Annotated in this window: 24 protein-coding genes and 4 pseudogenes; 12 read left to right on the forward strand and 16 right to left on the reverse strand. The window is 61.6% G+C overall.

Annotated features, from left to right (window positions below; genetic code table 11):
* Nucleotides 1–25 precede the first annotated feature (25 nt).
* Nucleotides 26–1,690 carry an ABC transporter ATP-binding protein gene (locus tag NMG80_RS23560; protein WP_254020324.1) on the reverse strand — a complete coding sequence of 555 codons (1,665 nt, stop codon included), beginning with the start codon at nt 1,688–1,690 and terminating at the stop codon, nt 26–28.
* Nucleotides 1,691–2,325: 635 nt separating this feature from the next.
* On the opposite strand from NMG80_RS23560, the gene NMG80_RS23565 reads away from it, so the two are divergent.
* The 3 genes and pseudogenes from NMG80_RS23565 to NMG80_RS23575 all read left to right on the forward strand — a co-directional run bounded on the left by NMG80_RS23565 (nt 2,326) and on the right by NMG80_RS23575 (nt 5,016).
* Nucleotides 2,326–3,651, forward strand: a complete 1,326-nt coding sequence (locus tag NMG80_RS23565; RefSeq protein WP_254020325.1) for an NAD(P)/FAD-dependent oxidoreductase — start codon at nt 2,326–2,328, stop codon at nt 3,649–3,651.
* Nucleotides 3,652–3,752: 101 nt separating this feature from the next.
* Nucleotides 3,753–4,529, forward strand: a pseudogene (locus NMG80_RS23570) (isocitrate/isopropylmalate family dehydrogenase).
* 10 nt (nt 4,530–4,539) lie between these two features.
* Nucleotides 4,540–5,016, forward strand: coding sequence for an Lrp/AsnC family transcriptional regulator (locus tag NMG80_RS23575; protein ID WP_027151795.1), 477 nt, complete (start codon nt 4,540–4,542; stop codon nt 5,014–5,016).
* A gap of 40 nt (nt 5,017–5,056) precedes the next feature.
* Here NMG80_RS23575 and NMG80_RS23580 read toward each other — a convergent pair whose 3' ends face one another.
* Both NMG80_RS23580 and NMG80_RS23585 read right to left on the reverse strand, forming a co-directional pair.
* Nucleotides 5,057–6,433: an aspartate aminotransferase family protein gene (locus tag NMG80_RS23580; RefSeq protein WP_254020326.1), complete on the reverse strand. Its 1,377-nt coding sequence runs from the start codon at nt 6,431–6,433 to the stop codon at nt 5,057–5,059.
* Between the two features lie 13 nt (nt 6,434–6,446).
* The gene (locus tag NMG80_RS23585; RefSeq protein ID WP_254020327.1) at nt 6,447–7,289 is read right to left on the reverse strand and encodes a GNAT family N-acetyltransferase; all 843 of its coding nucleotides are present in this window, start codon (nt 7,287–7,289) and stop codon (nt 6,447–6,449) included.
* 321 nt (nt 7,290–7,610) lie between these two features.
* Here NMG80_RS23585 and NMG80_RS23590 point away from each other — a divergent pair, with 321 nt between their 5' ends.
* Nucleotides 7,611–8,300 (forward strand): haloacid dehalogenase type II, encoded by a 690-nt coding sequence (locus NMG80_RS23590; RefSeq protein ID WP_254020328.1) that lies wholly within the window; start codon nt 7,611–7,613, stop codon nt 8,298–8,300.
* Nucleotides 8,301–8,401: 101 nt separating this feature from the next.
* Here NMG80_RS23590 and NMG80_RS23595 read toward each other — a convergent pair whose 3' ends face one another.
* The 5 genes from NMG80_RS23595 to argE form a co-directional block, all read right to left on the reverse strand.
* Complete coding sequence (locus NMG80_RS23595; protein ID WP_254020329.1) at nt 8,402–9,880, reverse strand: NAD-dependent succinate-semialdehyde dehydrogenase; 1,479 nt, start codon at nt 9,878–9,880, stop codon at nt 8,402–8,404.
* A 19-nt stretch (nt 9,881–9,899) separates the two neighbouring features.
* Nucleotides 9,900–10,943 carry a tartrate dehydrogenase gene (locus NMG80_RS23600; RefSeq protein ID WP_254020330.1) on the reverse strand — a complete coding sequence of 348 codons (1,044 nt, stop codon included), beginning with the start codon at nt 10,941–10,943 and terminating at the stop codon, nt 9,900–9,902.
* 167 nt (nt 10,944–11,110) lie between these two features.
* Nucleotides 11,111–11,467 (reverse strand): cupin domain-containing protein, encoded by a 357-nt coding sequence (locus NMG80_RS23605; protein ID WP_095520738.1) that lies wholly within the window; start codon nt 11,465–11,467, stop codon nt 11,111–11,113.
* A gap of 14 nt (nt 11,468–11,481) precedes the next feature.
* Entirely contained in the window at nt 11,482–12,405 is a 924-nt protein-coding gene (locus tag NMG80_RS23610) for a 2-hydroxyacid dehydrogenase (RefSeq protein ID WP_254020331.1), read from the reverse strand.
* Nucleotides 12,406–12,421: 16 nt separating this feature from the next.
* Nucleotides 12,422–13,546: an acetylornithine deacetylase gene (argE, locus tag NMG80_RS23615; protein WP_254020332.1), complete on the reverse strand. Its 1,125-nt coding sequence runs from the start codon at nt 13,544–13,546 to the stop codon at nt 12,422–12,424.
* Nucleotides 13,547–13,810: 264 nt separating this feature from the next.
* Here argE and NMG80_RS23620 point away from each other — a divergent pair, with 264 nt between their 5' ends.
* From NMG80_RS23620 to NMG80_RS23640, 5 genes and pseudogenes are all read left to right on the forward strand, one after another.
* The gene (locus NMG80_RS23620) at nt 13,811–14,689 is read left to right on the forward strand and encodes a GNAT family N-acetyltransferase (protein WP_254020333.1); all 879 of its coding nucleotides are present in this window, start codon (nt 13,811–13,813) and stop codon (nt 14,687–14,689) included.
* Nucleotides 14,690–15,041: 352 nt separating this feature from the next.
* Nucleotides 15,042–15,287, forward strand: a complete 246-nt coding sequence (locus tag NMG80_RS23625) for an integrase core domain-containing protein (protein ID WP_254020334.1) — start codon at nt 15,042–15,044, stop codon at nt 15,285–15,287.
* A 61-nt stretch (nt 15,288–15,348) separates the two neighbouring features.
* A pseudogene (locus tag NMG80_RS23630) lies at nt 15,349–15,540 on the forward strand (helix-turn-helix domain-containing protein); the annotation flags it as partial.
* Nucleotides 15,541–15,664: 124 nt separating this feature from the next.
* Nucleotides 15,665–16,138 (forward strand): alpha/beta hydrolase family protein, encoded by a 474-nt coding sequence (locus NMG80_RS23635; protein WP_254020373.1) that lies wholly within the window; start codon nt 15,665–15,667, stop codon nt 16,136–16,138.
* A complete protein-coding gene (locus tag NMG80_RS23640; protein ID WP_254020335.1) occupies nt 16,071–16,652 on the forward strand; it encodes an alpha/beta hydrolase in 582 nt (193 codons plus the stop codon). Before NMG80_RS23635 ends, NMG80_RS23640 begins: the two co-directional genes overlap by 68 nt.
* On the opposite strand, the pseudogene NMG80_RS23645 reads toward NMG80_RS23640, so the two are convergent.
* Nucleotides 16,645–16,912, reverse strand: a pseudogene (locus NMG80_RS23645) (transposase); the annotation flags it as partial. The gene NMG80_RS23640 and the pseudogene NMG80_RS23645 sit on opposite strands and share 8 nt — an antisense overlap.
* A gap of 163 nt (nt 16,913–17,075) precedes the next feature.
* On the opposite strand from NMG80_RS23645, the gene NMG80_RS23650 reads away from it, so the two are divergent.
* Nucleotides 17,076–18,071 carry an acetylserotonin O-methyltransferase gene (locus NMG80_RS23650; protein ID WP_254020336.1) on the forward strand — a complete coding sequence of 332 codons (996 nt, stop codon included), beginning with the start codon at nt 17,076–17,078 and terminating at the stop codon, nt 18,069–18,071.
* A 281-nt stretch (nt 18,072–18,352) separates the two neighbouring features.
* Here NMG80_RS23650 and NMG80_RS23655 read toward each other — a convergent pair whose 3' ends face one another.
* The 3 genes from NMG80_RS23655 to NMG80_RS23665 form a co-directional block, all read right to left on the reverse strand.
* Nucleotides 18,353–18,793: a DoxX family protein gene (locus NMG80_RS23655; RefSeq protein ID WP_254020337.1), complete on the reverse strand. Its 441-nt coding sequence runs from the start codon at nt 18,791–18,793 to the stop codon at nt 18,353–18,355.
* Between the two features lie 85 nt (nt 18,794–18,878).
* Nucleotides 18,879–19,799 carry an NAD-dependent epimerase/dehydratase family protein gene (locus NMG80_RS23660; protein ID WP_254020338.1) on the reverse strand — a complete coding sequence of 307 codons (921 nt, stop codon included), beginning with the start codon at nt 19,797–19,799 and terminating at the stop codon, nt 18,879–18,881.
* Nucleotides 19,796–20,650, reverse strand: a complete 855-nt coding sequence (locus NMG80_RS23665; protein ID WP_254020339.1) for an NAD(P)H-binding protein — start codon at nt 20,648–20,650, stop codon at nt 19,796–19,798. The genes NMG80_RS23660 and NMG80_RS23665 overlap by 4 nt, the downstream gene beginning before the upstream one ends.
* A gap of 120 nt (nt 20,651–20,770) precedes the next feature.
* Between NMG80_RS23665 and NMG80_RS23670 the strand changes: the two genes are divergently transcribed.
* Entirely contained in the window at nt 20,771–21,169 is a 399-nt protein-coding gene (locus NMG80_RS23670) for a winged helix-turn-helix transcriptional regulator (protein ID WP_254020340.1), read from the forward strand.
* A 71-nt stretch (nt 21,170–21,240) separates the two neighbouring features.
* Here NMG80_RS23670 and NMG80_RS23675 read toward each other — a convergent pair.
* From NMG80_RS23675 to NMG80_RS23690, 4 genes and pseudogenes are all read right to left on the reverse strand, one after another.
* Nucleotides 21,241–21,430 (reverse strand): annotated as a pseudogene (locus tag NMG80_RS23675) (winged helix-turn-helix transcriptional regulator); the annotation flags it as partial.
* A 233-nt stretch (nt 21,431–21,663) separates the two neighbouring features.
* Complete coding sequence (locus NMG80_RS23680; RefSeq protein WP_254020341.1) at nt 21,664–21,966, reverse strand: DUF982 domain-containing protein; 303 nt, start codon at nt 21,964–21,966, stop codon at nt 21,664–21,666.
* 431 nt (nt 21,967–22,397) lie between these two features.
* On the reverse strand, nt 22,398–22,688 hold the full coding sequence (locus NMG80_RS23685) for a hypothetical protein (protein ID WP_254020342.1): 291 nt from the start codon (nt 22,686–22,688) through the stop codon (nt 22,398–22,400).
* A 103-nt stretch (nt 22,689–22,791) separates the two neighbouring features.
* Nucleotides 22,792–22,974 carry a hypothetical protein gene (locus NMG80_RS23690; RefSeq protein ID WP_254020343.1) on the reverse strand — a complete coding sequence of 61 codons (183 nt, stop codon included), beginning with the start codon at nt 22,972–22,974 and terminating at the stop codon, nt 22,792–22,794.
* A 469-nt stretch (nt 22,975–23,443) separates the two neighbouring features.
* Here NMG80_RS23690 and NMG80_RS23695 point away from each other — a divergent pair, with 469 nt between their 5' ends.
* Nucleotides 23,444–24,193, forward strand: coding sequence for a DUF1236 domain-containing protein (locus NMG80_RS23695; RefSeq protein WP_254020344.1), 750 nt, complete (start codon nt 23,444–23,446; stop codon nt 24,191–24,193).
* Nucleotides 24,194–25,198 lie beyond the last annotated feature (1,005 nt).

Raw genomic sequence — 25,198 nt, forward strand, 5'->3', positions numbered from 1 at the left:
GTTTTGGCGGTGTCCGCCGTGGCTATTATCCGTTTGCTGCAACCGGGCGTGTCGTTCCCGGCTGCTCTCCAGGAATCGCCGCCACCAGCTCACGTGTGTAGGCTGATTGCGGGTCGAGGAAGATTTGCGATGGCGGTCCCCGTTCGACGATCCGCCCTTTCTGCATCACCGCGATCTCGTCGCAGATCTGGCTGGCGACGCGCAGGTCGTGGGTGATGAAGATCATCGACACACCGGTCTCCCGCTGGATCTGGTCGAGCAGCCGCAGGATTTGGGCCTGGATCGACACGTCGAGCGCCGACACAGCTTCATCGGCGATCAGCAGCTTCGGCTTGAACATCAGTGCCCGAGCGATGCCGATGCGCTGGCGCTGCCCACCGGAAAATTCATGCGGAAAGCGATCAAAGGCGCCGGCATCGAGCCCGACATGAGCCAGGAGCGCCTTCGCCTCTTCACGCGCCTTGGCATAGGGCGTCCCGTGCGCGACTGGGCCAACGGTCAGGATGTGGCCGATCGTCGAGCGCGGGTTGAGCGAGGCGAATGGATCCTGGAAGATCATCTGGACCCGCGGCCGCAGCGGGCGGAACTCGGCTTCGGAAAGCTTGGCGATGTCGCGGCCCTCGAACAGAATCCCGCCGCCGTCGCTGTCCAGCAGCTTGATCAAAAGCCGGCCAAGCGATGATTTGCCGGAACCGCTTTCGCCCACAACGCCCAGCGTGCGCCCCGGCGCCAGATCGAACGACACCTCGTTGACCGCGGGCACGACGCGCTGCGCGCTGAACAGGGAACTGCCGCTGCGGTAGGTCTTCACCAGGCCTTCGACCTTCAGGATCGGCGCTTTGTCGGCCGTCTCCAGAGGAACGCGGTCCTCACCGGTCAGGTGCGGGACGGCTGCGATAAGGCGCCTTGTGTAGGGATGGCCAGGCGACTTCAGGACCTGCTGAGCGCTACCCTGCTCGACGATGTGGCCCTTCTCCATCACCACGACGCTGTCTGCGATCTCGGCCACCACCCCGAAGTCATGGGTGATGAACATGACGCTCATTCCCTTGCGGCGCTGAATCTCGCGGATCAGCTCCAGAATCTGTGCCTGGGTGGTCACGTCGAGCGCGGTCGTCGGTTCATCCGCGATCAGGATCGTCGGCTCGAGTGCCAGCGCCATGGCGATCATCACCCGCTGCCGCTGCCCGCCGGAGAGGCGGAACGGATACTGGTGGTACATGAGTTCCGGGTCCGGCAGTCCCACCTCAGTCAGCAACTCGATAGCGCGGCCGCGACGGGATTTCGGAGTGCCGACGCCATGCGCCGCCATGACCTCGTCGATCTGTGCACCCACCGTCATCAACGGATTGAGCGCCGACAGCGGGTCCTGGAAGATCATCGACACCACTCGGCCGCGCAGGCTGCGCAGCTTGTCCTGCGGCATGCCTACGATGTTCATCCCATCGAGGTGGATGGCGCCTGAGGAGACGCGGATCACCTTGGACAGCAGCCCCATGATGGCGTTGGCGGTGACCGACTTGCCGGATCCGGACTCGCCAATGACGCACAGAATCTGGCCGCGTTTCAGATCAAAGGAGATGTTCTCGACGGCATAAGTCCGTTCCATGCCTTTCGGCAAATTCACCGTGAGGTCGCGCACCGAAAGCGCCACATCGTGGGGGGCTACAGGCTGGATGCTTACGACCATTGCGATCGCCTCCCCTTTGAACCGAGCGGGTCCACCCTGTTGCGGACCGCATCATCGCTCTTTGAGCAGAAGCGGCTCACCGTAGCGTCCGTCGTCTGATCATCTCGGCGCTTCGAGCCCTGCGGCTGCGACAGACTGATTCTGCTCATCCTGGCGGCTCCCTTGATGAAATCCGGTCCGTGTACCGGATACTGTTCCCTTGGAGCTTGCCCGCTATAAGGAAGGGTTGCTCCGTTCTTTCAGCCAGTTTGACTGTTCTGTATCCGCATAGTCGTCGAAATTTGGCCCTCGGGCGGCAGGAACTTCTGAAAAGAACGTCAGGTTCGGCATTTCACTCTGCTCCCGTTCCGGCGGAGAAGCCGGGATTAGACAACCAGGTCCTTCGTCCGCAATTTGTGCGCGACAGGCCTTGCGTCACTGCGCGCCGCCTCCCGAAAAGCCCATGCCGCAGATCACGCGACTGGATGAAGTGCACTCCTGCTTGCCCCTGCAATGGGGGGCCAGCAAGCGCTTTTCGGCAACAATTACCTGTTCTATGGCTGCAAACCGCAGGAAATTCCGTCCAGGCATGAACTCCGCAGCCTGCCTCTGCGGGCCGCAGGCTAGGATGCTTCAAATTTACCGGAGTCCCATCCATGCCCGCGCCGCTCATTCACATCGATTCCAGCCCATCCCTGCCTCGCGAGGCGGACGCCGTCGTCATCGGCGGCGGCGTGGCAGGCGTGTTCACGGCCTATTATCTGGCGCGACGGGGCGTCAGCGTTGCCCTGCTGGAGAAGGGGCGCATTGGCGCCGAACAGTCCAGCCGCAACTGGGGCTGGTGCCGGCAGCAGAACCGTGACGCGCGCGAGTTGCCGATGGCAACCAAGAGCCTCGATCTCTGGGAAAAAGTGGCGCAGGAGACCGGCGAGGACACCGGCTTCCGCAGCTGCGGCCTGCTCTATCTCTCGCAGGACGAAAACGAGTTGGCAGGCTGGGCAAAGTGGCGCGATTTCGCAAGGACGGTTGGCGTCACGACGCATGTGCTGAGCGCGGAAGAAGCCACCGAACGGGGCAAGGCGACCGGCCGCAAATGGAAAGGCGGCGTGTTCTCGCCAACTGACGGAACGGCGGATCCATCAAAGGCGGTGCCGGTTGCCGCGCGCGGCATCATGGCGGCCGGCGGTACCGTACATCAGAATTGCGCAGCGCGCGGGCTGGAGCTGAGCGCCGGCCGGGTCAGCGGCGTCGTTACAGAAGCCGGAACCATCCGGACAACGACCGTGGTCATGGCCGGAGGCGCGTGGGCTTCTTCCTTCTGCAACCAGCTTGGTATTCGTTTCCCACAAGCTGCCGTGCGTCAATCCATTCTAGCCGTAGCGCCGGGCGCAGAACGCCTGCCGGATGCCCTCCATACTGCGCGCGTCTCGCTGACGCGACGCGGCAACGGTGGATACGCGCTGGCGATCAGCGGGCGGGCGCGAGTCGATCCAACGCCGCAGCAGCTCAGGTTCAGCCGCGAGTTCGTACCCATGTTCGCCCGCCGCTGGCGCAGTCTGGCCCCGGGAGCGTTCGAGGGCTGGCGTCAAGGTCATGAAAGCCTGGGGAAATGGGCAGTTGACGACGTAACACCAATGGAACGGAATCGGATTCTCGACCCGAAGCCGGACATGGGGCAGATTCGGCTGACATATCAAAGAGCCTGCGAATTGCTGCCCGAATTCCAGCGCGTGGCGATTTCTCATGCTTGGGCGGGCTATGTCGACAGCACGCCCGATGGCGTCCCGGCAATCGGTGAAGTGGAGGGGATTCCGGGCTTCCTTCTCGCCGCGGGATTTAGCGGTCACGGCTTCGGGATCGGGCCCGGCGCTGGGCATATGATCGCCGATATCATCACCGGCAGCGAGCCGATCGTCGATCCGCGTCCTTATAGGCCCGAGCGTCTGAAGACAGCTGCGTGGGGCAAGGTCGCTGAATTCTGAGAAGACCGTTTACCAAGCTACATCAGGTCGCACACGAGAGCGGGGCCGCGAGGTGGCCAGCACTGAAAACAGGGCCAGCACTGAAAACTGGGAAAGTGACGATGCGCGAATATGAGATTGCCGCCATTCCTGCCGATGGGATCGGCCCAGAGGTCATTGCCGCCGGTCTCCAGGCGCTTGAGGCGCTGCAGCAGCGCTGCGGCGACTTCAAGCTGCGCGTCCAGCACTTCGACTGGGGCTCAGACTACTACAGGGCCTATGGTCGGATGATGCCCGAAGATGGGGTGGCGCAACTGAAGCGCTTCGACGCTATCTTCTTCGGCGCGGTAGGCGCTCCCGAAGTGCCCGACGATATCACGCTCTGGGGCCTCCGGCTGCCGATTTGCCAAGGCTTTGATCAATATGCGAACGTGCGGCCGACCAGGATATTGCCCGGTATTGTTTCGCCGCTGGCGGGCGTTGTTGGTCGATGCTATGACGATGCGAATGACGTTGAAACCTCGGAGCCTCGATACGATCGTCGCCACCAATCTTCACGCCGACATATTGTCGGACCTTGCAGGCGCGCTCGCGGGCAGTCTCGGCATTGCACCGACCGCCAACATTGACCCCGAGCGGCGCTATCCCTCGATGTTCGAGCCAATTCACGGCTCGGCATTCGACATCGCCGGCAAGGGTATTGCCAACCCGGTCGCCACCTTCTGGACCGCTGCCCAGATGCTCGAACATCTGGGCAGAGCGCGGCCGCCATCCGGTTGATGAGCGCTGTGGAATCGGTGACGAGTGAAGGCGTGCTGACGCCGGACGTCGGAGGGACAGCGACCACGCGGGAGGTGACGGACGCCGTCTGCCGGACGATCCGCGGTTCGAACGTGTGACAGGTTTGCAATGAAGCTCGACAAGATCGACATCAAGATCTTATCCCAACTGCAAAAGAACGGGCGGGTCACGAATGTCGAGCTTGCCGACCTGGTCAACCTTTCGCCGAGCCCTTGCCTGATGCGGGTGAAGAAGCTTCAGGCGGAAGGCTTCATCACCGGCTATTCCGCCCAGATCGATGTGTCCAAGCTCGGGCAGACTCTAACGATCTTCACCGAAGTCACGCTCAAGCACCATCAACAGAACGACTTCGCGAGATTTCTCACCGCAATTCAGAAAGTGGATTCTGTCATCGAATGCCATCTGGTTTCAGGCGGTTACGACTATCTTGTGAAGTTTGTCACAGCCGGCATCAGCGAGTACCAGACGATCATGGAGCGCATGATCGAATTGGATATCGGAATCGACAAATATTTCAGCTTCGTCGTGCTGAAGTCACCGATCGTCAAATCTCACCTGCCGCTCGACGCCATATTCGACAGATGAGGAAGAGGATGCCCCGCGCATGCGACGGCAGTCTGTACGATCATCTTTTCATCGACGCCCGCACGTCCTTGTCTTCGAGGGTTTGATCCAGCGTCATCCGCGTGCGTTCGAGGATTCCATCAATATCGTCCTCTGTGCAGCAGAGCGGCGGCGCATAGCCGAGGATGCCGCTGTTGAAGGCGCGGACGACAAGGCCGTTCGCCCACGCGCGCTCGAAGATGCGGCGTCCCGGATCGGCCGCCGCCGGCAGCGGCGTCTTGCGCTCCTTGTCGGTGACCAACTCGATTGCTGCCAGCATGCCGCGACCGCGAATGTCGCCAACCAGCGGGTGGTCGGCGAGCGAGCGAAGGCCCTCCATCAAGCGCTTGCCCGCCTTGCGCCCGTTCTCGAGCAAGCTGTCTCCGTAGAGACGCAGGCATTCGAGCCCGACCGCCGCGCTCACGGGATGAGCCGAATAGGTATAGCCATGACCGACAGCCGCTTTGCCGGCTCCGTCCGCGATCGTATTGTACACGCGGTCCGAGATGAAGACGGCGCCCATCGGCACGTAGCCCGAGGTCAGTCCCTTCGCCGTGGTCATGAAATCCGGCACGACCTCGTCTTCCTCACAGGCGAAGAGCGGGCCGGTACGGCCAAAGGCAGTGATGACTTCGTCGGCAACGAACAGAATGTCGTGTTCCTTGCACACGGCGTGCAGGGCCTTCAGCCAACCTGTCGGTGGAACGAGGACACCGCCCGAACCCTGGATGGGTTCGGCGTAGAAGGCCGCAACACGGCCCGCGCCGAGTTCCGCGATTTTGGCCCGCAGGGCCGCGACCGATGCATCGATGATCGCCTGCGGGTCGGAACCGACCGGATTGCGATAGGCGTAATGCGAGGGAATCTTGTGCTGCCAGTCGTAAGGCACGCCGAAGCCGGCATGGAAGGCCGGGATCGCGGTCAGACCGGACCCTGCCGTCGAAGAACCATGGTAGCCATGCTCGACCGAGATGAACTGGTCCTTCTGCGGCATGCCCTTGGCATGGTAGTAATAGCGAATGAAGCGGATCGTGCTGTCGATTGCGTCGGAGCCGCCAAGCGTGAAATAGACATGGTTCAAATCGCCGGGCGCCAGCTCGGCAAGCCTGGCAGCAAGGCGAATGGCAGGCTCGGATCCCAGCCCGAAATATCCCGTCGCATAGGGAAGCTCTCTTAGCTGCTTTGCGGCTGCTTCAACGACACTTTCCTGGCCGTAGCCGACGTTCACACACCATAGACCGGCGAATCCGTCCAGCAGGGTTTTCCCGCTTGCATCGGTGACCGTTGCGCCCTTGGCGGATTTGAGCACCCGCACGCCCGTCTCCTCGTGACTCCGATAGCATGAAAACGGGTGAACCAGATGTGCGCGATCGAGTTCGATCAGTGAGTTTGCCAGCATTTCTTCCTCCGATTCAACCGAGTGCCTGACTAACGAGAGCATAAGTGCGGTGATGCGCGGGCTTGCTTTCTTTGTGCGTAGCCATGGAGCGTCGCATCGTGATCCCACCGCCGACGTGCGCGAGACCGCGCCCGGCGAGCCATTCAGCAAGATCCGTTGAAACGTCGGTATCGACACGGACGAACTTGCCCTGATGATGGGCAAGCAGAAAGTCGATCAGGGCTTTGGCCTCGGCACCGTTTCTCGCCACCACTGGCCCGATGACCAGCCCCCGGCCGAATGGCCGGATGGCGGAAAAGGCCTGGGTATCGCCTTCATCGCGAATGACAGCGAACTTCGCGCGCTCGAAAAGCCGCTTCATCAGCGCCGAACGGTCATGGCCAAATGCCTCGCGATCCAGCACCTCGAGGCGGGCAAGATCGCCGATCCCTGCCCAGGATACACGGGCCGGCGCGGAAACAGGCAATGCCTCGCCCTGATGCTGCACGATCTCGCCAGTCGTGACGAAGCCCAGCTTCTCATAGAGCGGCAGGCCTTCCCGCGTCGCCGTCAGGCAACAGGTGCGCTCACCCGCCTTGGCAAGCGCCTCTTCCATCATCTTTCGGCCGAGCCCGCGGCCGCGCATCGCCGCATCGACGATCACCATGTTGATGGCGGCGGCATCGTCGCCATAGGGGGTCATCATGATGGTCGCCACCACGCGTTCTTCTTCCAGAGCGACGATCCCTCGGCTGACCGACTGGGCCAGTTCCCAATCCTCGCGGCGATGCGGCCATTTAACCTGGCGAGACAACGCGACAGCGCCTTCCAGGTGCCCCGGTGTCATCTCTTCAAGGATGATCTGTTGTGTGGTCATGATGAATTTCCGGCCTTCGTCTTCAGGTGCTAACGGTAGACCACCAAAGACAGCAGTTCCTTCCGACCGGCAGCTAAGCGCGACGCGTTTTCACTATCATTCGCCGCTCGTGCCGCATCTTCTGCCGAAGCATGGCCGACAGGCCGTGCCGCTCCCAACGCTCGAAAGAACACCTGGCGCAACTCTCTGCCAAACCGGCGATGCAATACGAAACGATCTGCTTCAGGTCGCGGCGAATGCGGCCGTTAGTCTTCCGGATCGACGACTATGGTGATTGTGGTACAGGCACGCTGTGCCGAGAAAACCAGGAGAATTGTCGCCATGTCGACGTTCAGACCGAAATACATCACCTTCGACTGCTACGGCACGCTCACCAATTTCGATATGGCCGGCGCGGCGCGGCGCGTCTACTGCGAGCGCCTCTCCCCAGAGGCAATGGCCAGCTTCGTGGAGGCTTTTAGGGGCTATCGCCTTGACGAGGTGCTGGGGCCATGGAAACCCTTCCTCGAGGTGGTGCAGAATTCCATCGAACGCAGCTGCAAGCGCACCGGTATCCAGTTCAAACCCGAAGATGCCCAATTGATCTATGACGAAGTGCCGACCTGGGGTCCGCACCCCGACGTCCCGGCTGGCCTGTCCAGAGTGGCCAAGGAAATCCCTCTGGTGATCCTGTCCAACTCCATGAACAGCCTGATCATGTCGAATGTGGAAAAGCTCGGCGCGCCCTTTCACACAGTCATCACCGCCGAAGAGGTTGGCGCCTATAAGCCGCGGATGAGGGGCTTTGAATACATGCTCGACAAGCTCGGCTGCGGCCCGGAGGACATCACTCATGTTTCGTCCTCCTTCCGCTACGATTTGATGACCGCCTACGATCTCGGCATCAAGAGCAAGGTCTGGGTGAACCGCGGCCACGAGCCTGCAAACCCCTTCTACGAATATACCGAGATCAAGGATACCGGCGGGCTGGCCGCCGCGGTCGGCCTGGAGCCCGTTCGGGAAGTTGTTTGAGGCTGCCCGGCCATCGCGGCATCCGAAGTATCCAAATGAGAAAGGGGCGGTTCGACCGCCCCTTTCTGATTCTGGTGCCGCTGTTGCGACTCCGGCAAAGCCTACTGGTTCAACCCGCCGACGTGGAGCGTCTTGACCTCGAGATATTCTTCGATGCCGAGCTGCGATCCTTCGCGCCCTAGCCCCGACTGCTTGACACCGCCGAATGGAGCGACCTCAGTCGAGATCAGGCCGGTATTGAGCCCGACCATACCGAACTCCAGCGCCTCGGCAACACGCCATGACCGCTTGAGGTTATCGGTGTAGAAGTAGGCGGCAAGGCCGAACGGCGTACCGTTCGCGATCGTGATGGCCTCTTCCTCCGTCTCGAAGCGAAAAAGCGGCGCCACCGGACCGAAGGTCTCTTCCGATGCCAGGAGCATGTCGGTAGTAGCCTCCCCCAGGACGACGGGCTGTGCATATTGCCTGCCGTCGGGCACTGCCTCGCATTGGGCGAGGATCTGCGCGCCTTTCGTCTTCGCATCCGCGATGTGACGCTCGATCTTGTCGATCGCGGCCGCGTTGATCATCGGGCCGATCTCAGTGCCCTCGTCGGTCCCTGCGCCAACCTTCATCCGCGTGACGCGCTGGCTCAGCTTTTCGGCGAAAGCGTCGTAAACGCCTTCCTGCACGAGAATCCGGTTCGCGCAAACGCAGGTTTGACCGCCATTGCGGAACTTGGATACGATCACCCCTTCAACTGCGTTATCCAGATCGGCGTCGTCAAAGACAATAAAGGGGGCGTTGCCGCCGAGTTCCAGGCTCAGCCGCTTAATGCTATCGGCCGCGCCACGCATGAGCAGCGCGCCGACGCGGGTCGAACCGGTGAACGAGATCTTGCGCACCGTTTCATTGGCCATCAGCTCTTTGCCGATCTCTCCTGGCATGCCGGTCACGATGTTGATAACGCCTGCCGGGATGCCCGCCCGCTCCGCCAGGACGCCGAGCGCGAGCGCCGAAAACGGTGTGAACTCAGACGGCTTGATCACCACCGTGCAGCCGGCGGCAAGGGCGGGCGCCACCTTGCGCGTGACCATAGCATTGGGGAAATTCCACGGCGTGATGATGGCACAGACGCCGACTGCTTCCTTGAGAACCAGAATGCGGCGATCGGCGGTGGGTGACGGAATGGTCGAGCCACCGATCCGGCGCGCCTCTTCGGCAAACCATTTCACGAAAGATGCGCCGTAGCGGATTTCCGCCGACGCCTCGGCAAGCGGCTTACCCTGTTCCAGCGTCAGCAGAAGCGCCAAATCCTGTTCGTGCTGGCGAATGAGGTCGTGCCAGCGCTCCAGCAGTCCGGCACGCTCGGCATGGGTCTTCTTCTTCCAGCTTTTGAACGCCTCGGCCGCAGCAGCGATCGCGGCCCTGGTGTCGTCGCCGCCCATATCGGGAACGCTGCCAAGGACGGCCAGGGTGGCAGGATTGGTGACATCGACGACGGCCTTTGTATCCGCTTCCCGCCACACACCGCCAATCAACGCCTGCTGGCGGAACAGGTCCGCATCGTCAAATGTGCCAATCTTCGTTATCGCATTCATGGTCTTTTCCTCTGCCCTTTCAGCTCAATGCCGCAAGCACGGCTTGCGTGATTGTTTCAGTCCGGTCCTTGCCCGCGATCGGGCCTATGCCCTGCGAGGTTACGGACTCGATCGCCGACATCACTTCTGCCGCAGCATGCCCCTCGCCCAGATGCTCGAGCATCATCGCACCCGACCAGATCGCGGCGATCGGATTGGCGACACCGAGATGCGCGATGTCGGGCGCCGAACCGTGGACCGGCTCGAACATGGAAGGCGCGCTGCGATCGGGATTGATGTTGGCAGAGGCGGCGTAACCCAGCCCGCCCTGAATGGCCGCTCCAATATCCGTGAGGATGTCGCCAAACAGGTTCGAGGCGACGATTACGTCGAGGCTTTCAGGCGCCAGCACCATGCGGGCAGCCATGGCGTCGATGTGGTAGTGCGAGACCTCGACGTCGGCATAGTCCTTCGCCACCTCGCGGGTGACCTCATCCCAGAAAACCATCGAATGTTTCTGCGCGTTGGATTTGGTGACGGATGCGAGCTTCTTGCGACGCCCCCGCGCCTGTTCGAAGCCGAACCGCATGATCCGTTCGACACCCGCGCGCGTGAAGATTGATGTCTCAATCGCGACCTCATTGGCTGTGCCGGAATGAACGCGCCCGCCGGCGCCGGAATATTCGCCTTCCGTGTTCTCGCGGATGCACAGGATGTCGAACCCATCGGAGCGGAGGGGTCCCTGAACGCCCGGCAACAGCCGGTGCGGCCGTATGTTGGCGTACTGCGTAAACCCTTTCCGGATCGGCAGGAGCAGTCCGTGAAGCGATACTGAGTCGGGCACTTCCGCGGGCCAGCCGACAGCGCCGAGATAGATCGCATCGAATTTTCGAAGCGTCTCGATGCCGTCTGGCGGCATCATTGCGCCGGTTTCGAGGTAGTAGGCGCACGACCATGGGAAGCGTGTGCCATCAAGGGCGAAACCGCCCCGTTTTGCCGCGGCCTGCATCACCTGCCATGCCGCCCCGGTCACGTCCTTGCCGATGCCGTCGCCGGGGATGAGCGCTATGTTGTAGGTCTTCATTGATCGAGGTCCTCATTCGCACTAGCGGAACAATAGTGGACGGCGCGCCGCATTTTTCATCGAGGATGAACCGCCCGACGGTGTTGAATCGCGTCAGGCGGGACTTGGAAAGTCGATTGTTCTGGAACCGCCGCGCGCGCTATTCGGCCGGACCTTGAGCACTGAGCTCAGTCATAAACGCAGACGTAGATCTTGCGCACGGTCTCGATCGTGCGCCAGACGCCGACGAAACCGGGCTTCATCACGAAACTGTCGCCGGCGCGATAGGTCTTGGTCTCGCCGCCCTTCTCCTCGATTTCGATCACACCTGAAATGATGTGGCAGAACTCGTAGGTGGTGCCCTTGATCGAATGCGTCTCGCCGGGGGTCGCCTCCCAGACGCCGGTCAGAACCTTCTCACCTTTCGAGGCATCCTGGGCCCAGGTCTTGAAGGATGGAGTGCCGGAAATGAGCCGCTCCGGCAGCGGCAATGCCTCCTTCGGCGTGAAGGCGGGATTTGTGTCGATCGTGGTCAGCAGTGACATGTGAGTTTTCCTGGTTAGTAGCCGAGTGTCCGATCGACGAGGCCGATCAGAGCCTTCCCGGCGCGGTGGCGCCGGATATTGTCGACGGCGGATTGCGCCGCCGTATGCGGTTGCGTCACCGAGGCGATGTGCGGCGTTATCATGACCTTCGGATGCGACCACAGTGGGCGGTCCTCCGGGAGCGGTTCTGGATCAGTGACATCAAGCATCGCCGCAGATACGTGACCGGTGTCGAGCGCGTCGATCAGCGCGGCCTGGTCGAGTTGCGGACCCCTGCCGACATGCAGCAGCCGCGCCCCGGCTGGTAGCAAGGAGAAGAGTTTTGCATCGAGAATGCCGCTGGTTTCCGGCGTCAGCGGCAGCAGGCAGACGAGAATGTCCGTCTGCTTCAGAAAGCGGGGCAACTGATCGGCGCCGTGAAAACAGGCGACGCCCTCTATCCGCTTTTCGCTGCGGCTCCACCCGGCAAGCGGAAACTGGAAGGGCTTCAGGCGCTCGATTGCCGCCTGCGCCAGCATGCCAAGACCAAGAAAACCGACCCGGCGCTCGGCCGCCTGTCGAGCGGCAATCGGTTGCCAGAGGCACCTTTTCTGCTGCTCGAAATAGGCGGGCATCTCCCGGTGGAGCGCCAACACGCCAAGCGCGACGTATTCCTGCATCATGCGTATGATGCCATCCTCGACCATGCGCACAAGCTTCACATGGCTTGGCACCACGTCCTGTTTGAACTGGTCGACGCCGGCTCCGATCGAAAACAGCATTTCCAGATTGCGGTAGCGCGAGATGTCGTCCGGCACCGTCCAGGTGATGAGGTAGCGCACCTTGTCCGGCTCCAACGCCTCGCCGGAATGGAAGAATTCCAGATCCGGGAGCTCGCGCGCAAAAATCTCGCGGAACACCGCAGCACGCGCCGCATCGGAATTGAAAAGAAATGCCATGGAACCCGCCCCTTCCTCAGGCTGCGAGACGCGCGCCGAGGTCGTCGATCATGCTCTGGCAGGCAGCAAGTTCACCGATCTCGATGTATTCATTGGGACGATGCGCGCGGGAAATTTCACCGGGGCCGCAAATGATCGCATCGATGCCGGCCTGCTGGTAAAGCCCGGCCTCCGTGCCGTAGCTGACCGCCGTGAGCGGCTCCTGCCCCGTCAGCTCGGTCAGAACGGCCGCCAGCTTGCTCCCATCCGCCGGCGCAAGGGCGGGATAGGAACTCAACTCGTACCAAATTACCTCGAAGCCGCTGTCGCGTAGATCGAAAAGCCGGGCTTTGACCGGCTCAAGCAGGGATGCTGGAGAAACGCCCGGTACGGCACGCGCCTCGATATCGGCCGTGCAGTGGCCAGCGATGATGTTGACGGCCTGTCCACCGGCAATGACGCCCACCTGCAAGGATGAATAAGGGGGCTCGAAATTTGGATCGAGCGGGCCACCGGCGAGGGATTGGCCGTAGGCGACGGCGTGCGAGATGACGCCGGCCATGGCGTGCACGGCATTGAGTCCGAGATCGGGGCGTGACGAATGGCCGGATCGCCCGATCACCTCGAGCCGCGCGGCGGCCTTCCCCTTGTGCGCGCGCACAGGCTGCATCCGGCTAGGCTCGCCGACAATCGCGCCAAGCGGCCTCTCGCATAGGGTCGGCACCGCAGCTAGGAGATGCGGCACACCACGGCACCCCGCCTCTTCATCGTAGGAGAATGCGAGATGGACTGGCTGCCGCAGGTTCATTGCCGCAAGCCTTGGGAGCGCGGCCAGTGCGCAGGCGAGAAAGCCCTTCATATCGGTGGTGCCGCGGCCGTAAAGCCTGCCGCCCTCGCGACGCAGGACGAACGGATCCGAGCTCCATTCCGGCTCGCCGGCCGGCACGACATCCATATGTCCGGAGATGATGTAGCCCCGACCGGCACGCGGGCCGACCGTGACGAACAGGTTGGACCGGTCGCCCTCGGGACCGGGCAGAACCGTCACCTCGGCACCGGCTGCCTGACAGTAGTCGCGGATCCAATCGACGATCTCGCCGTTTGGCGTGCCCACGACGGAGGGAAATGCGATCAGGGTCGCGAGGATTTCTTCCACGTTCATGGCGGTCCGCTCTGCTTGCACGCTATCACCGGGTGCGACCAGCCTATCCGTAGGCAGCAGTGTTCCCTGCCGAATCGCGTCGTGCTTTGGCTGAAGATTGCGAAAAAACGCCTCAAACCAGCGAAACCTGCTGGCTTTCCCCTGTTATGCTGCGGCAAATGAGGCCTGTCGCAAACATGGCTATCGGCGCCAGGATTAACACCGCGTGCCTTGAGGCATCCGTTGAAGGTCTTGGTGCATTCGTGAAGGAGCGGATCGACTGAGATGCAGAGATCAGTACGCCTGAAATCCTTTGAACTGGTCGCGCGGGACATCAATGATGTCGACGTTGATCTGCTGCATGCACTATCGATTTCGGTCCGCTGGCCGCATCGCCCCAAGGACTGGGATTTGTTGCGCCGCGCCGGCCACGGCATCGTCGCCGTTGACGGAATTGGGCGCGTCTTCGGAAGCGCGATGTGGTTCCCCCACGGGGACGATTTTGCCACCATTGGCCTGGTGATCACGACGCCTCGCGCACAGGCGCAGGGAGGTGGCCGTTGGCTCATGGAACAGGTCCTTGAGCAGTGCGGGGATCGCAATCTGGCCCTGAATGCAACCCATGCCGCCTATCCTCTGTATGTGTCACTCGGCTTCACAAACGAGGCGATCGTTCGCATGCGCCAGGGACAGGTCCAACAAACACTACCGCCATTGCCAGTTTTGGATGGTGAACTAAGTGAGCTGCCCAGCGGCCGACTCGGCGAGATCACCGAGCTGGACGCGCGCGCATTCGGGACAAACCGTGCAAGGTTACTTGCGTTGCTCTCGGAGGATGCCTCAATCGCCACTTTGAGTCGCGGCGGGGAGGTCGTTGGCTATTCCATGTGTCGCGAATTCGGGCGCGGCCATGTGATTGGTCCCACAGTAGCCCGAAACGACCAGGACGCGGTCCATCTCACAGCCATCCATCTGAAGAAGCTGGCAGGTCGATTCGCCCGCGTCGATACGCGCGAGAGGGATGGCGTGTTTGCCGAGTTTCTTCAGCAGAGCGGTCTCGGCATTGCCGAGACAGTGACGACGATGTCCAAAGGCCGCCGCTTCCTGAACCGGGAAAACAACGAGCCTTGGGTTTATGGATTGGCCGGCCATGCTCTGAGCTGAAGCACGCTCGGCCCTCAATAAGTGGTCAGAGGCGCCGGTCGATCGGAGCGCACGTCAATCAACCGGCGCAGTGCAGTTGCCGTCAGGCGGCCGGAACGATTGCCGCTTCGAATCTCCTCCCAATTGCGGATTCGGTTTCCGCTGTCGGCATAATGACCGTCCGACGCCCATCCGCCACGCATCCACAATAAGCTGGCGGATGCCGCGCGAGCACGGCTCGATGTGAGCATTGACGTGATAAACGTCCCGCAGGCCGGCACCGGGATCCATCATCCATCACAGCGATCGCGGCGTGCAATATGCCTGTGCCGAGTACGCCGCACGACTTGCGGCACACGACATCCAGCCGAGCATGAGCCGGGTAGGCAATGCCGAGCGCTTCATGCGAACGCTGAAGGAGGAGGAAGCCGACGGCAGAGCCTATCGCGACATCGACGATGCAAGGAACAGGATCGGCGAATTCATCGACGCCGTGTACAACAAGCAGCGCCTACATTCCGCGATCGATTATCAACCGCTGGATGAATATGAATCCGGCCTATTGCGATTGCGGCGAGAAGCCCCTGCGGCAATCGCAGAAACGGAGGACTGTTACTGATCTCTGTCTCACCCGAGGGGTGCACTTCACTATGTCTCACCCGAGGGGTGCACTTCAAAAGGTGCCTTGGCAGGAGTGCAACCTTATGGACGAGCGTCTCAAATTCGTAGCGCGGCTTCTGGATGGCGAGAAGATGGCGGTGGTCTGCCGGGAGTTCGGGATCTCGCACAAGACCGGCTACAAGCTCATCAATCGCTACAATGACAGCGGGCTGGAAGGGCTGACTGACCGCTCACGGCGGCCGTCGGCTTCGAATCAGAAGCTGCGTTCAGTTGCGCTTTCAAGAAGTGCGTTGGCCTTTCTCCAAACGTATGGCGCACTGTGGAAGGCTGCCGCCGCCGACCGGAGCGGCACGGGACAGACCGAGGAAACGCGCGATGCTGAAGAAGCTCGTCCTAATCCTTGTTGGCGCGGTCGTCGTCATCAGCGCCGTAGTGTATGCCGCTTTCCAGCTGAGCCCCTGGCCGTCCGTCCTGCTGATCCGCAACGCCTTCGCCGAAGGAGCCGAGGAGCCGAAGGCGCAGGCCGGGCAATTGGTGCCGCCGGGAATCACCAAGCAGATTGGTCTGCGCTACGGAGAAGCCGACGATGCGGTGCTCGACGTCTTTGTGCCGGCCAATACACTGGGACCGCTGCCGGCGGTCGTCTGGGTCCACGGCGGTGGCTTCATCGGCGGCACGCGGACCGACCTTACGGACTATCTAAAGGTCCTTGCCTCGCGCGGCTTCGTCAGCATGGGCATCGACTACACCCTCTCGCCGACGGCAAAAATGGCCGACGCCCGTGCGGCAGACCAACCAGACGCTCTCCTACCTCATCGCAAATGCGGCGCGCTTCAACATCGATCTTGACCGCATCTTCCTAGCCGGCGATTCTGCCGGGGCGCAGATCGTGGCTCAGACGGCGCTGCTTATTTCCGACGTTGCCTATGCGCGGCGCATCGGAATCCAGCCGGCGCTGCCGCGCAAGTCGCTTCGCGGCGTGCTGCTCAACTGCGGTCCTTACGATCCAACCCAACCCAATTGGGACAGTCCGTACGGTGACTTCATGCGGACCGTGATCTGGTCCTATGTCGGCACGCGCGACCCGGCCGACCCGCGGGTCGCGCAAATGTCCGTGACCCCGCACGTCACCGCCGCCTACCCGCCGGCCTTCATCACCGTCGGCAATGCCGATCCGCTGGCGCTGCAGTCAACTGCGCTCGCCGAGGCGCTTCGGGCGAAGGGCGTCGAAGTAGACGCATTGTTCTTCCCGGCCGACTACCAGCCTCCGCTCGGGCATGAATATCAGCTGCTCATCGGCACCAGGGAGGGACGACAGGCGTTTGACCGCTCCGTCGCCTTCCTGCGAGCCCATGCGAACTGAGGCGGTGCGCCTTCAGGTGGGTCGCGCCGATCGTCTCCGGCCCACCCGCCGCACCGGCCAGCGCCGCGAAGATGCGGTTGAACACGCCCATGCCGCTCCAGCGGATGAACCGGTTGTACAGCGTCTTGTGCGGACCGTAGGCTGCAGGCGCGTCGCGCCAGCGCAATCCGCTCTTCAGGACGAAGACGATGCCGCTCACCACGCGTCTGTCATCGACGCGCGTCACCCCATGCGACAGAGGGAAATTTAGGCGAGATCAGGCGCGTCTGCGCCTTCGTAAGCCAAACAGGCCATCCATGACGGCACCTCCAGGAGGTGCAACGGAATCAATCCTTACACCCCCGAGTGCGTAGGGAAGGCGATGCCTGGATTGCGCTCGCTCAATTCTGCTAAGCTTACGCAGACAGTCGAGGAAAAAAGCCCATGCCCAGCGCGTCGCAACAGATCATGAGGCTAGGATTCGGGTTCGCTGTATCACAGGCGCTGCGCGTCATTATCGAACTCGGCGTCCCCGATCTTCTGGCCGTCGGCGAGCGGTCGGTGGATGAACTAGCGGCTGCCACTCAGTCAGATGCTGACGCGCTTTATCGTGTAATGCGACTTCTCGCGCCTGAAGGGATCTTTAGGCAAGTAGCGCCCCGTCATTTCGAGTTGACGGAGATTGGCGCCGTGCTGCGCTCCGATCAGCCGGGTCCCCGTGACTTCGTCAGTATGATCAACAGCGAGGCTTATCTTGCCTTCGAGCAACTCCTGTATTCTGTCCGCACAGGAAAGCCAGCCTTCGACAAGGTGTTTGGGAGCCCAAGGTTTGACTGGCTGTCGGAACACCCTGAGCAGGCTGGCTTGTTTCAGCGTGCCATGGTCGCCTTGAGCCAAGGCAGCAACGAGGCCGTTGCCGAAGCTTATGACTTCAGGCCGTTCACGCGGATCATCGACGTTGGCGGCGGACATGGTCAGCTTCTCTCGGCGATCCTGGCCCGCAACCCCCATTTGAGCGGCGTGCTTTTCGATCTGCCTTCGGGCGTCGCGGCGGCACATGAGGGTGCCGGAGGCGACCTGCCGCGCACCGAACTTATCGCTGGTGATTTCTTTGAGAGCGTTCCCAGCGGTGACGTCTACGTCATTAAGAAGGTCGTTCACGATTGGGACGATGGGCGTGCAGCGGCGATCCTACGAAATTGCCGCAAGGCGATGCTACCGAACGGGAAGGTGCTTGTGGCCGAGACGCTCGTGCCGTCGGGTGACGAACCGAACCAGATTAAAGGTATCGACGTGGTCATGCTCGCCGTCACCGGCGGTCTGGAGAGGACGGAGGCACAGTATGCCAGCCTGTTCGACGCCGCCGGGCTACGGCTTGAACGAGTGATTCAGACCCAAGGACCCATTTCCATCCTTGAGGCGTCTCCGGCCTACGGATGAAGGTCTCGCCGAGGGATTGAATGGGTTCTTAGCCTAGTTCATTTCCGTTCGACTGCCGACCGAACAGTATGGCCCCCTTTTTCTTACGGCATAGTCTCTATTCAATCGGTGCGCCGCCCCGCTTGCCAACGACCCAAGCCTGACCGAGATCGCATCGTGCGAAAATCCTGCCGCAGTTCACGCCAGCCGGCGATGAAGCGTTTCGACGGCTGGAGGCTCCGGTCCTCAGGAGGCGGGTTGGGTTACCTTGCCCAGGTCAGCGATGGCGGACAGAGATGCACCTACCCGCGAGGCGCAATTGGCGCCTTGAACCATCGGCCCCACAACACAAATAGCGACAGCCCGAGCAAGGCGAGATTGAACGGCAGTGACATCGCGAGATCGCCGCGCGCCGCGTGAAAACCGATGGCCAGCACTTGGATCGTGACGAAGCCCAACGCGGCCAGCGGCGTGAGTCGTGGCAGGATGCGGGTCAGAGCCGGCAGGATGATGCCGATGGCGCCAAGCAGTTCTGACGCGCCGATGAAGCGCAGCAGCCACTCGGGGAGCTCAGTCGCGTAGTTGACGCCCATGGCAACCAGGTCGGGGGGCGGCAAGAAGCTCTTGCTGACCCCAGCCATGCCGAAGATGCCGGCAAGTGTGACTTGCGCCGACCATAGGCAGATAGTGAGGACGCGGTTGGGAGCAGGTGCGGGCTTGGCGGCCGTTGTATGTTCGGACATTGCTTTCTCCTGTGTCTCTGCCTCGGGAACCGGAGTTCGCGAGTGCATCTTGTCTGCCGGTTGCCGCGTTTGGTGTTTTGGCGAGCTAGCTCGATTTGCTGAGCATCTCGGCCGTTTCGCGCAAGACGACGTCGAGCGGCTCGGGCGTGAATCCAAATGCGTTCACGGCCCGTTGGGCGTCGATGATGAATGGGCGATCGAACTGGTAGTAGGTGATGCGCATTTCCCGGAGCATCGGCACGAAAAGGCCGGCGGCCACCAGGCCGGCATGGGGAAGGACGGTCACCCTGGCGGACGGCAGTCCATTCAATTGAGCAAAGCGATCGAGAAGTTGCCGGGCCGTCATCGGCGGGTTGGTCGGCACGTGCCAGGCTTTTCCCCACGCTTCGGGATCTTGTGCCACCTTCACCAGCAACTTTGCCGAGTCGTTCACGGAGGTCCAGCTGCGCGCAACGTCGATCGGGACCGGGGAAATCACCCGCTTACCCTCGAGCAAGGGCTTGGCGAGCGCCAAGGCAAACAAGCTGTTGGGCGGAATATGATCGCTGGCGCGAATTTCGGTCAGCTTCAGCCGTCCCGCCCGATGGCGCCGGAGCGCCTCGCGCCAGAGATCGGCACGGACCCTGAGTTTGGGGTGCGTCGCGACAAGCGGGGTGTCCTCGCTCATCGCGCCGTTCACCTGTCCATAGCCGTAGAGATTGCTGTAGCTCGCCAGCACTGCGCCCGTCCTCTCCGCGGCGGTCATCATGGCCTCGAACAGCGGCGGCCAGTCGGTCGGCCAATGGTCGTATGCCGGGCTGGCGCAGCAATAGATCGCCGATGCACCTTGGCTGATCGCGGTCAGCCGTTCGGGATCCGTGGCATCGACCGCGACGCGATCTATCAGAGGGTGCACCGGGCCAGTCCCACGGCGCGTCACGAGCTTGACCTGCTCGCCGGTGCTCGCAAGCAGGTTCGCCGTAGCAGTTCCGACGCTGCTCGCCCCGACAATGACGCTGAAGCTCATGATAGCGCCCGCAGCGCTTCGCCAAGCGTCTTGACAAAGGGCCTTGCGGGCCTGCCGGAAAGCTTTTCGACATCGCCGGTCACAATATCGTTGCCGCGCCGAGCGAATTTCTGCTGGATACCGATCAACGCATCGATCACGACTTCAGGATAGCCGAACTGGGCAAACCCCGCCCGCAGGGCTGCTTCTGGAGCGGTCTGGAAGCCGATCTCGCGGCCGAGGACTTGGGAGGCAACGGCGGCGCGCTCGGCGCCGGTCAAGCTCTGCGGGCCGGTGAGGTTGTAGATCGCTCCGTCATGGCCGTCGCTGACGAGCATGCCCGCTGCGGCAGCGGCAATGTCGTTGCGCGAGATGAAGGCGACTTTGTTCTCGGCCAGGCCAAAAATCTGATTGGTCTGGGGTGCCGCCACCTCCATGGCGAAGCTCTCCGTGTAGTAGTTCATGCGGAGGATGGTCCATGCCTCGGCCTGCTTGATCAGGGTCTGTTCGCCTCGCCAGTAGGAACCGTGCATGGAGGCGTCTTCAGCCTTCGCCGTTCCAGCTGCAGAGAGGAACACGACGTGCCCCACACCGGCCGCAACAGCCGCTTCGATGGCGGCAGCGTTCTGCCGCGACCGCGCGCCAGGAGCCAGATCAACCGTCGGGATCAGCAAGAGCCGATCGAGACCGGCATAGGCATTGGCCAGCGTATCGGGCCGGTCATAGTCGCCGGCCCGCTTCTCCCATCCGCCCGGGACCTTTTCAGGCGTGCGACTGATGGCGACCACGTCGTGACCCTGCGCCCGTACCGCGAGTTCTGCCAGGACGGCCTGCCCAAGGTGCCCACTCGCGCCGTTGATTCCAACTTTCATGATTGATTTCCTCGCGAACAAAATGTTCGTAAGGTCATATCGGTGCATTGCGCAAACGCGCAAGATCGCACTATTTTGTCCGTCACGATCAAAAGTGTGCGCGAAACAAACGGAGAACAGATGATGAAGGCCGGCAACGCACTCCATCACGATGAAGCAGCAAGGGACGAGTGCCGGGCCCTCGGCCAAATACTCGACCGGGTCGGGGACAAGTGGACTGTCATGGTCGTGGGAGCCTTGAAGGACGGGCCGGTGCGTTTTACCGCCCTACTCCGACAGATCGGAGGCGTGTCCCACCGCATGCTGACTTTGACGCTAAGAGGGCTGGAGGAAGACGGGCTGGTCAAGCGCACCAGTTTCCCGACCATTCCACCGAAGGTCACCTATGAGTTGAGCCCGCTTGGCCACTCGCTCATTGATCCGCTCCGGACCTTGTCCCAGTGGGCGGTCGAGCACCGGCCCGAAGTTGAGAGCGCCCGGCGTGCCTTTCGCGCCGAACAAGACGACGAGGCCGCCTAGACTGATTGGCCGCTACGTCCGCTGATCTAGGCGATCGAAATCGCAGCGCGTTGCTTGTTGCCGATGCGCGGCTATGTGGAGCCGCCTCTAGGTTTACGACCGCGCGTGCCCGGCTTGGCCGGAATGCTCTTTTCCATACTCGTTCCACCAGGCGGTGAGCGATTCCATCGTGGGACCAAGCCCACGCGCCTTTGGCGTGATCTCATACTCGATGCGGGGCGGCACTTCCGCGAACACAGTGCGCGAGACCAGCTTCGTGGCGAACCCCAACGCCGCCTGGCCGGCGCCAACCTAGGCAACCCCACCTCCCCCACTCCCTGCGGCGCCGGCCATCTTTTCACCAATGCACGTCGCGCAAAAGCACGCCCTCGGGCTGGAACCGAGGGTGCGCAGCGGTTTTGCATAACGGCATGCATAACTACAAAAACCCTAAGCGCTCCGCGTGCGTCGCATGAGTCCATTCCAATGCGACGCGCTTTAGGCAGCTACAGCGGTTACGCCGTCACCCCACCGCGACCGGTTTTCTGTGCCGTCATCCAGGGCATAGCTGCAGAGACGTCCTCGAGGATCTTGGCCGATTTCGCGAAGCCGGCGAAAGCCTCGCGTGCAACTGAAACGGGAACCTGGCCATCATAGGCGCGCTGGCAGGCTCGGAACGCCGTGTCAAAGATTGGCCCTCTGCGATTCTTCGGCCATTCCTGCAGGAACTCGAAAGCATCAGCCAAGCATTCGACTTCCTCCACCATGAACTCCCCTTTCCTGACGAAAACAGGCCGGTCGAACGTCCTGTCGTTCATTAGAACCTCCATTCAACTGAACGAGTGTTTGAGCTTCCACGAGAGCCGTGAGCGACGGCTGCGGGAAATATGTGAAGCGCACTTTTTGCTGTCAAGGAACGGCCTATTCGGGACTGAAGCAAAACTCCTCGCATGACTGAGACCGCATGCGGAACGTCGCTGTGTATCGCTGCAACCTGCAACCGAGGACGGTCTGAACTCCATTGCTCCCGATGAAACCGAATTCTCGCAAAGGCGGTCGGCAGCATTCGTCACGCGGCCCTGGACAACAGCAGAAAGCCCGCGCCCTCGGGGAGAAGACGCGGGCTGACCGGAGCTACCGATCTCGCAGCATTTGTATGAGGGGACAATACTACGCTGCTGGCACTAAACTTTCGTCGCAGGACAGTGTTCCAGCCTCAAAGGAAAAAACCGCAGGTTTGTGTTCGCCGCTACAGGAACGCCTCCCAACGAAGCACCGCGTAGACTGCCCCGGCCACCATCGAGAGCACAGTAAGAACCAGGAGCAAGACGAACGGGTACGGCTCGCTGACGGCGGCGTCAGCCTCCTCTTGCTTCTCTTTCAAACTCTCGTCTCGATCGCCTTTCCAGATGACGCTGCGGGCATTTTCCCCCTGCGTCTCTTTCGAAATTTTTGTAGCGATATCCCATGCGATCACCGGATCATCGGGCAGGTGCCTCTGAAGCCATTCAGGGAGACCGCGACCAGTGTTCTTGTCCATTTCGCGAACAAGTCTTCTGCTTCAACCATGTCCCTACTCGCTAATATACATCATTAGCTTTCCGCAGTTTTCAAGCCAAGACGGCCCGGTTTTTCCGGCTGCTTCAAGGCTCGGCAGCAACGTCCTGGTCCTTGGACCGCTTCAGCAGCGCTCGCGAGGCCTGCACCAAGCGTTGCGACAGGGCCAGTGTGTAGCGAAGGTCGTCAACCAGCGCCCTTCCACGCTCGGCGGTCTGCCGAACGCGCGCCGCATGGATTTTGGTGGTTTCCCAAATAGGTTCTTCCACGGTGTCTGACTCCCGGGGCTGCGTCGTGGAATGGAGCATTGCCCATTTGCCTTATCCGCGTAAGTACGACGAAGTTCTAGCGCAGACAAAAAAGCCCGCCGTACCCGCAGGTTCGACGGGGCGATCAAGCGGTCACCAAGCACGGCTTGGGGGGCTGAGATGTGCCGGTACGCGCGGACCGAGTAAAATCATAGGCGTGCCGGCTGCCCGGCGTCTAGCAACCGCCGGTTGGAAGACCAGCAGGGAGCGCGGATCGTTCAATCTCCGCATCCCAACCAGGACCTCGCGTGGGCCGAACGGGGAACCCGCGCCTCTGCTGAAACAAGGACACGCCCTATTCGGCGCGCGCTCGACGGCTCAGTCGGGCGCGCGCCTGGACGCGGCTCCGCGCGGTCAATTCGCCTGGAACAAAACATTCCAGAGGTGGTTTTCCCAATGAAGGGACAGACTTTTTCGAAGGAGACGTCTCGTGAAAAAAGTTCTGATCACCAGTATGCTGGCCATAGGCGTTGGCTGTGGAGCAGCGCTCGCCCAGGAACAGCAGCCGGCCCAAAGCCAGTCGGGCGCCGACACCAACTGCCCGGCCGGCTCGGCTGGTTGCCCGGAAGGTGCGATGGGCGAACAGGGTAAGGCCGGCGCCACCACCGAGGAGCAGGCTCAAGGCAAGATGAAGATGCAGACCGACGAGCAAGCCCAAGGTAAAGCCGGGGTAACCACCGAGCAGCAAACCCAGGGCGAGGCCGGCACCACAACCGAGCAACAGGCACAGGACAAAGCCAAGGTCCAGACCGAGCAGCAGACCCAGGGTGCGGCCGGCGCCACAACCGAGCAACATGCGCAGGACAAGGCCAAGGTCCAGACCGAGCAGCAGACCCAGGGCGAGGCCGGTGCCACCACCGAGCAACAGACTCAGGGCACGACCTCTACTCAGCCACAGGATAAGACTGAGACCGGCGCGATCAGCAATGTGACCGTTGAACAGAAAACGGAAATCACCCAAATCCTCAAACACGAAAAGGTCGAACCGGTTGCCGACGTCGACTTTGACATCTCAGTGGGTGTCGAGGTTCCGCGGCAGAAGATTAGACTGCGTCCTCTGCCGCCGCGAATCGTCGAGATCGTCCCGGCTTACGAAGAGTACCAGTATTTCGTGTTGGCCGATGGCCGTATCGTCATCGTCGACCCGGGTACGCTCAAGATAGTCCTTATTCTGACCTAACGCCCATGTTCGGGCTAAAGGAGGGGTCCGCTGCCCCCACGGCGGACCCCTCACCTGCATCGACCAGTCTCCTGTCACCGAAGGCGACGGCTGTTACGTCTGTTCAAGCTGACAGGCTTTTCTGTGTATCGAGGATCCTTCCAGCCGTTTCCCACCTGGATTACCTAGACGGCGTCCTTCCTGCTCAAAAGTGCCCAAGATAGGACTTCGGTCTGGCCGCTTGCCGACCATGGGCTGGCCCAGGCAGTGCTTTGGTCCGGGACCGCTATAGCAAAAGCCTGAAATGGGGGAGTTTTTAGGAACCGACTTCCTGCAGGCGTCGTTGCGATGCCGACCCCGTGACAGGAGGCTGCAATGGACCCCAGCATTCACCAGGCACGTTGGCTGCTTTTTCCGGTATTTGGCCTGGTGTTCGGGGTCGCAGCCGTTGGGCTTTTCATCGGCTGATGGGGGTCAACCGATGAAGGCAACGCACTCGCGCAGTCATGAGTCCCTTCCTGCGCCAGCGAGACCCACTGGTTCTCCCCATGAGACCAGTGGGTCTTGTCACAGCCCGATGATGGCGAAAGCGTGATAAATTGGTGCAGAGTACCGAGGATTGACTTGGGCGAATTCGAAATAGGTAGAAATGCAACGTAGAGCGTGACGGTCAAAGGATATTCTAGCGTGCTATTGGCAAATTCATTGATCACAGACGCAATACGGCCGCAGCGCTCGAAGCATTGTGAGACAAGAGTTCTCGCCAGTGCGCGTCCTCAATCGCAGCGCAGGCTCAAATCTCTTCGAGGGCTTCGCGTCGCCATCTGCCTGAGCGCATCGGCCTTGGTACTCGTCGTGAGCCCCTACCGTGTAGCACAGGACGGCCTGTCCCTGACGCTAAGCCCGCAGGGCGCCTGGGCACAAGGGAATTCCGGGAACTCTGACTCCGGCAACTCTGACTCCGGCAACTCTGGAGACACTGAAAGCCCCGGCAACTCTGGAGACACTGAAAGCCCCGGCAACTCT

The sequence above is a fragment of the Mesorhizobium escarrei genome (assembly GCF_935825525.1).
GTDB lineage: Bacteria > Pseudomonadota > Alphaproteobacteria > Rhizobiales > Rhizobiaceae > Mesorhizobium > Mesorhizobium escarrei.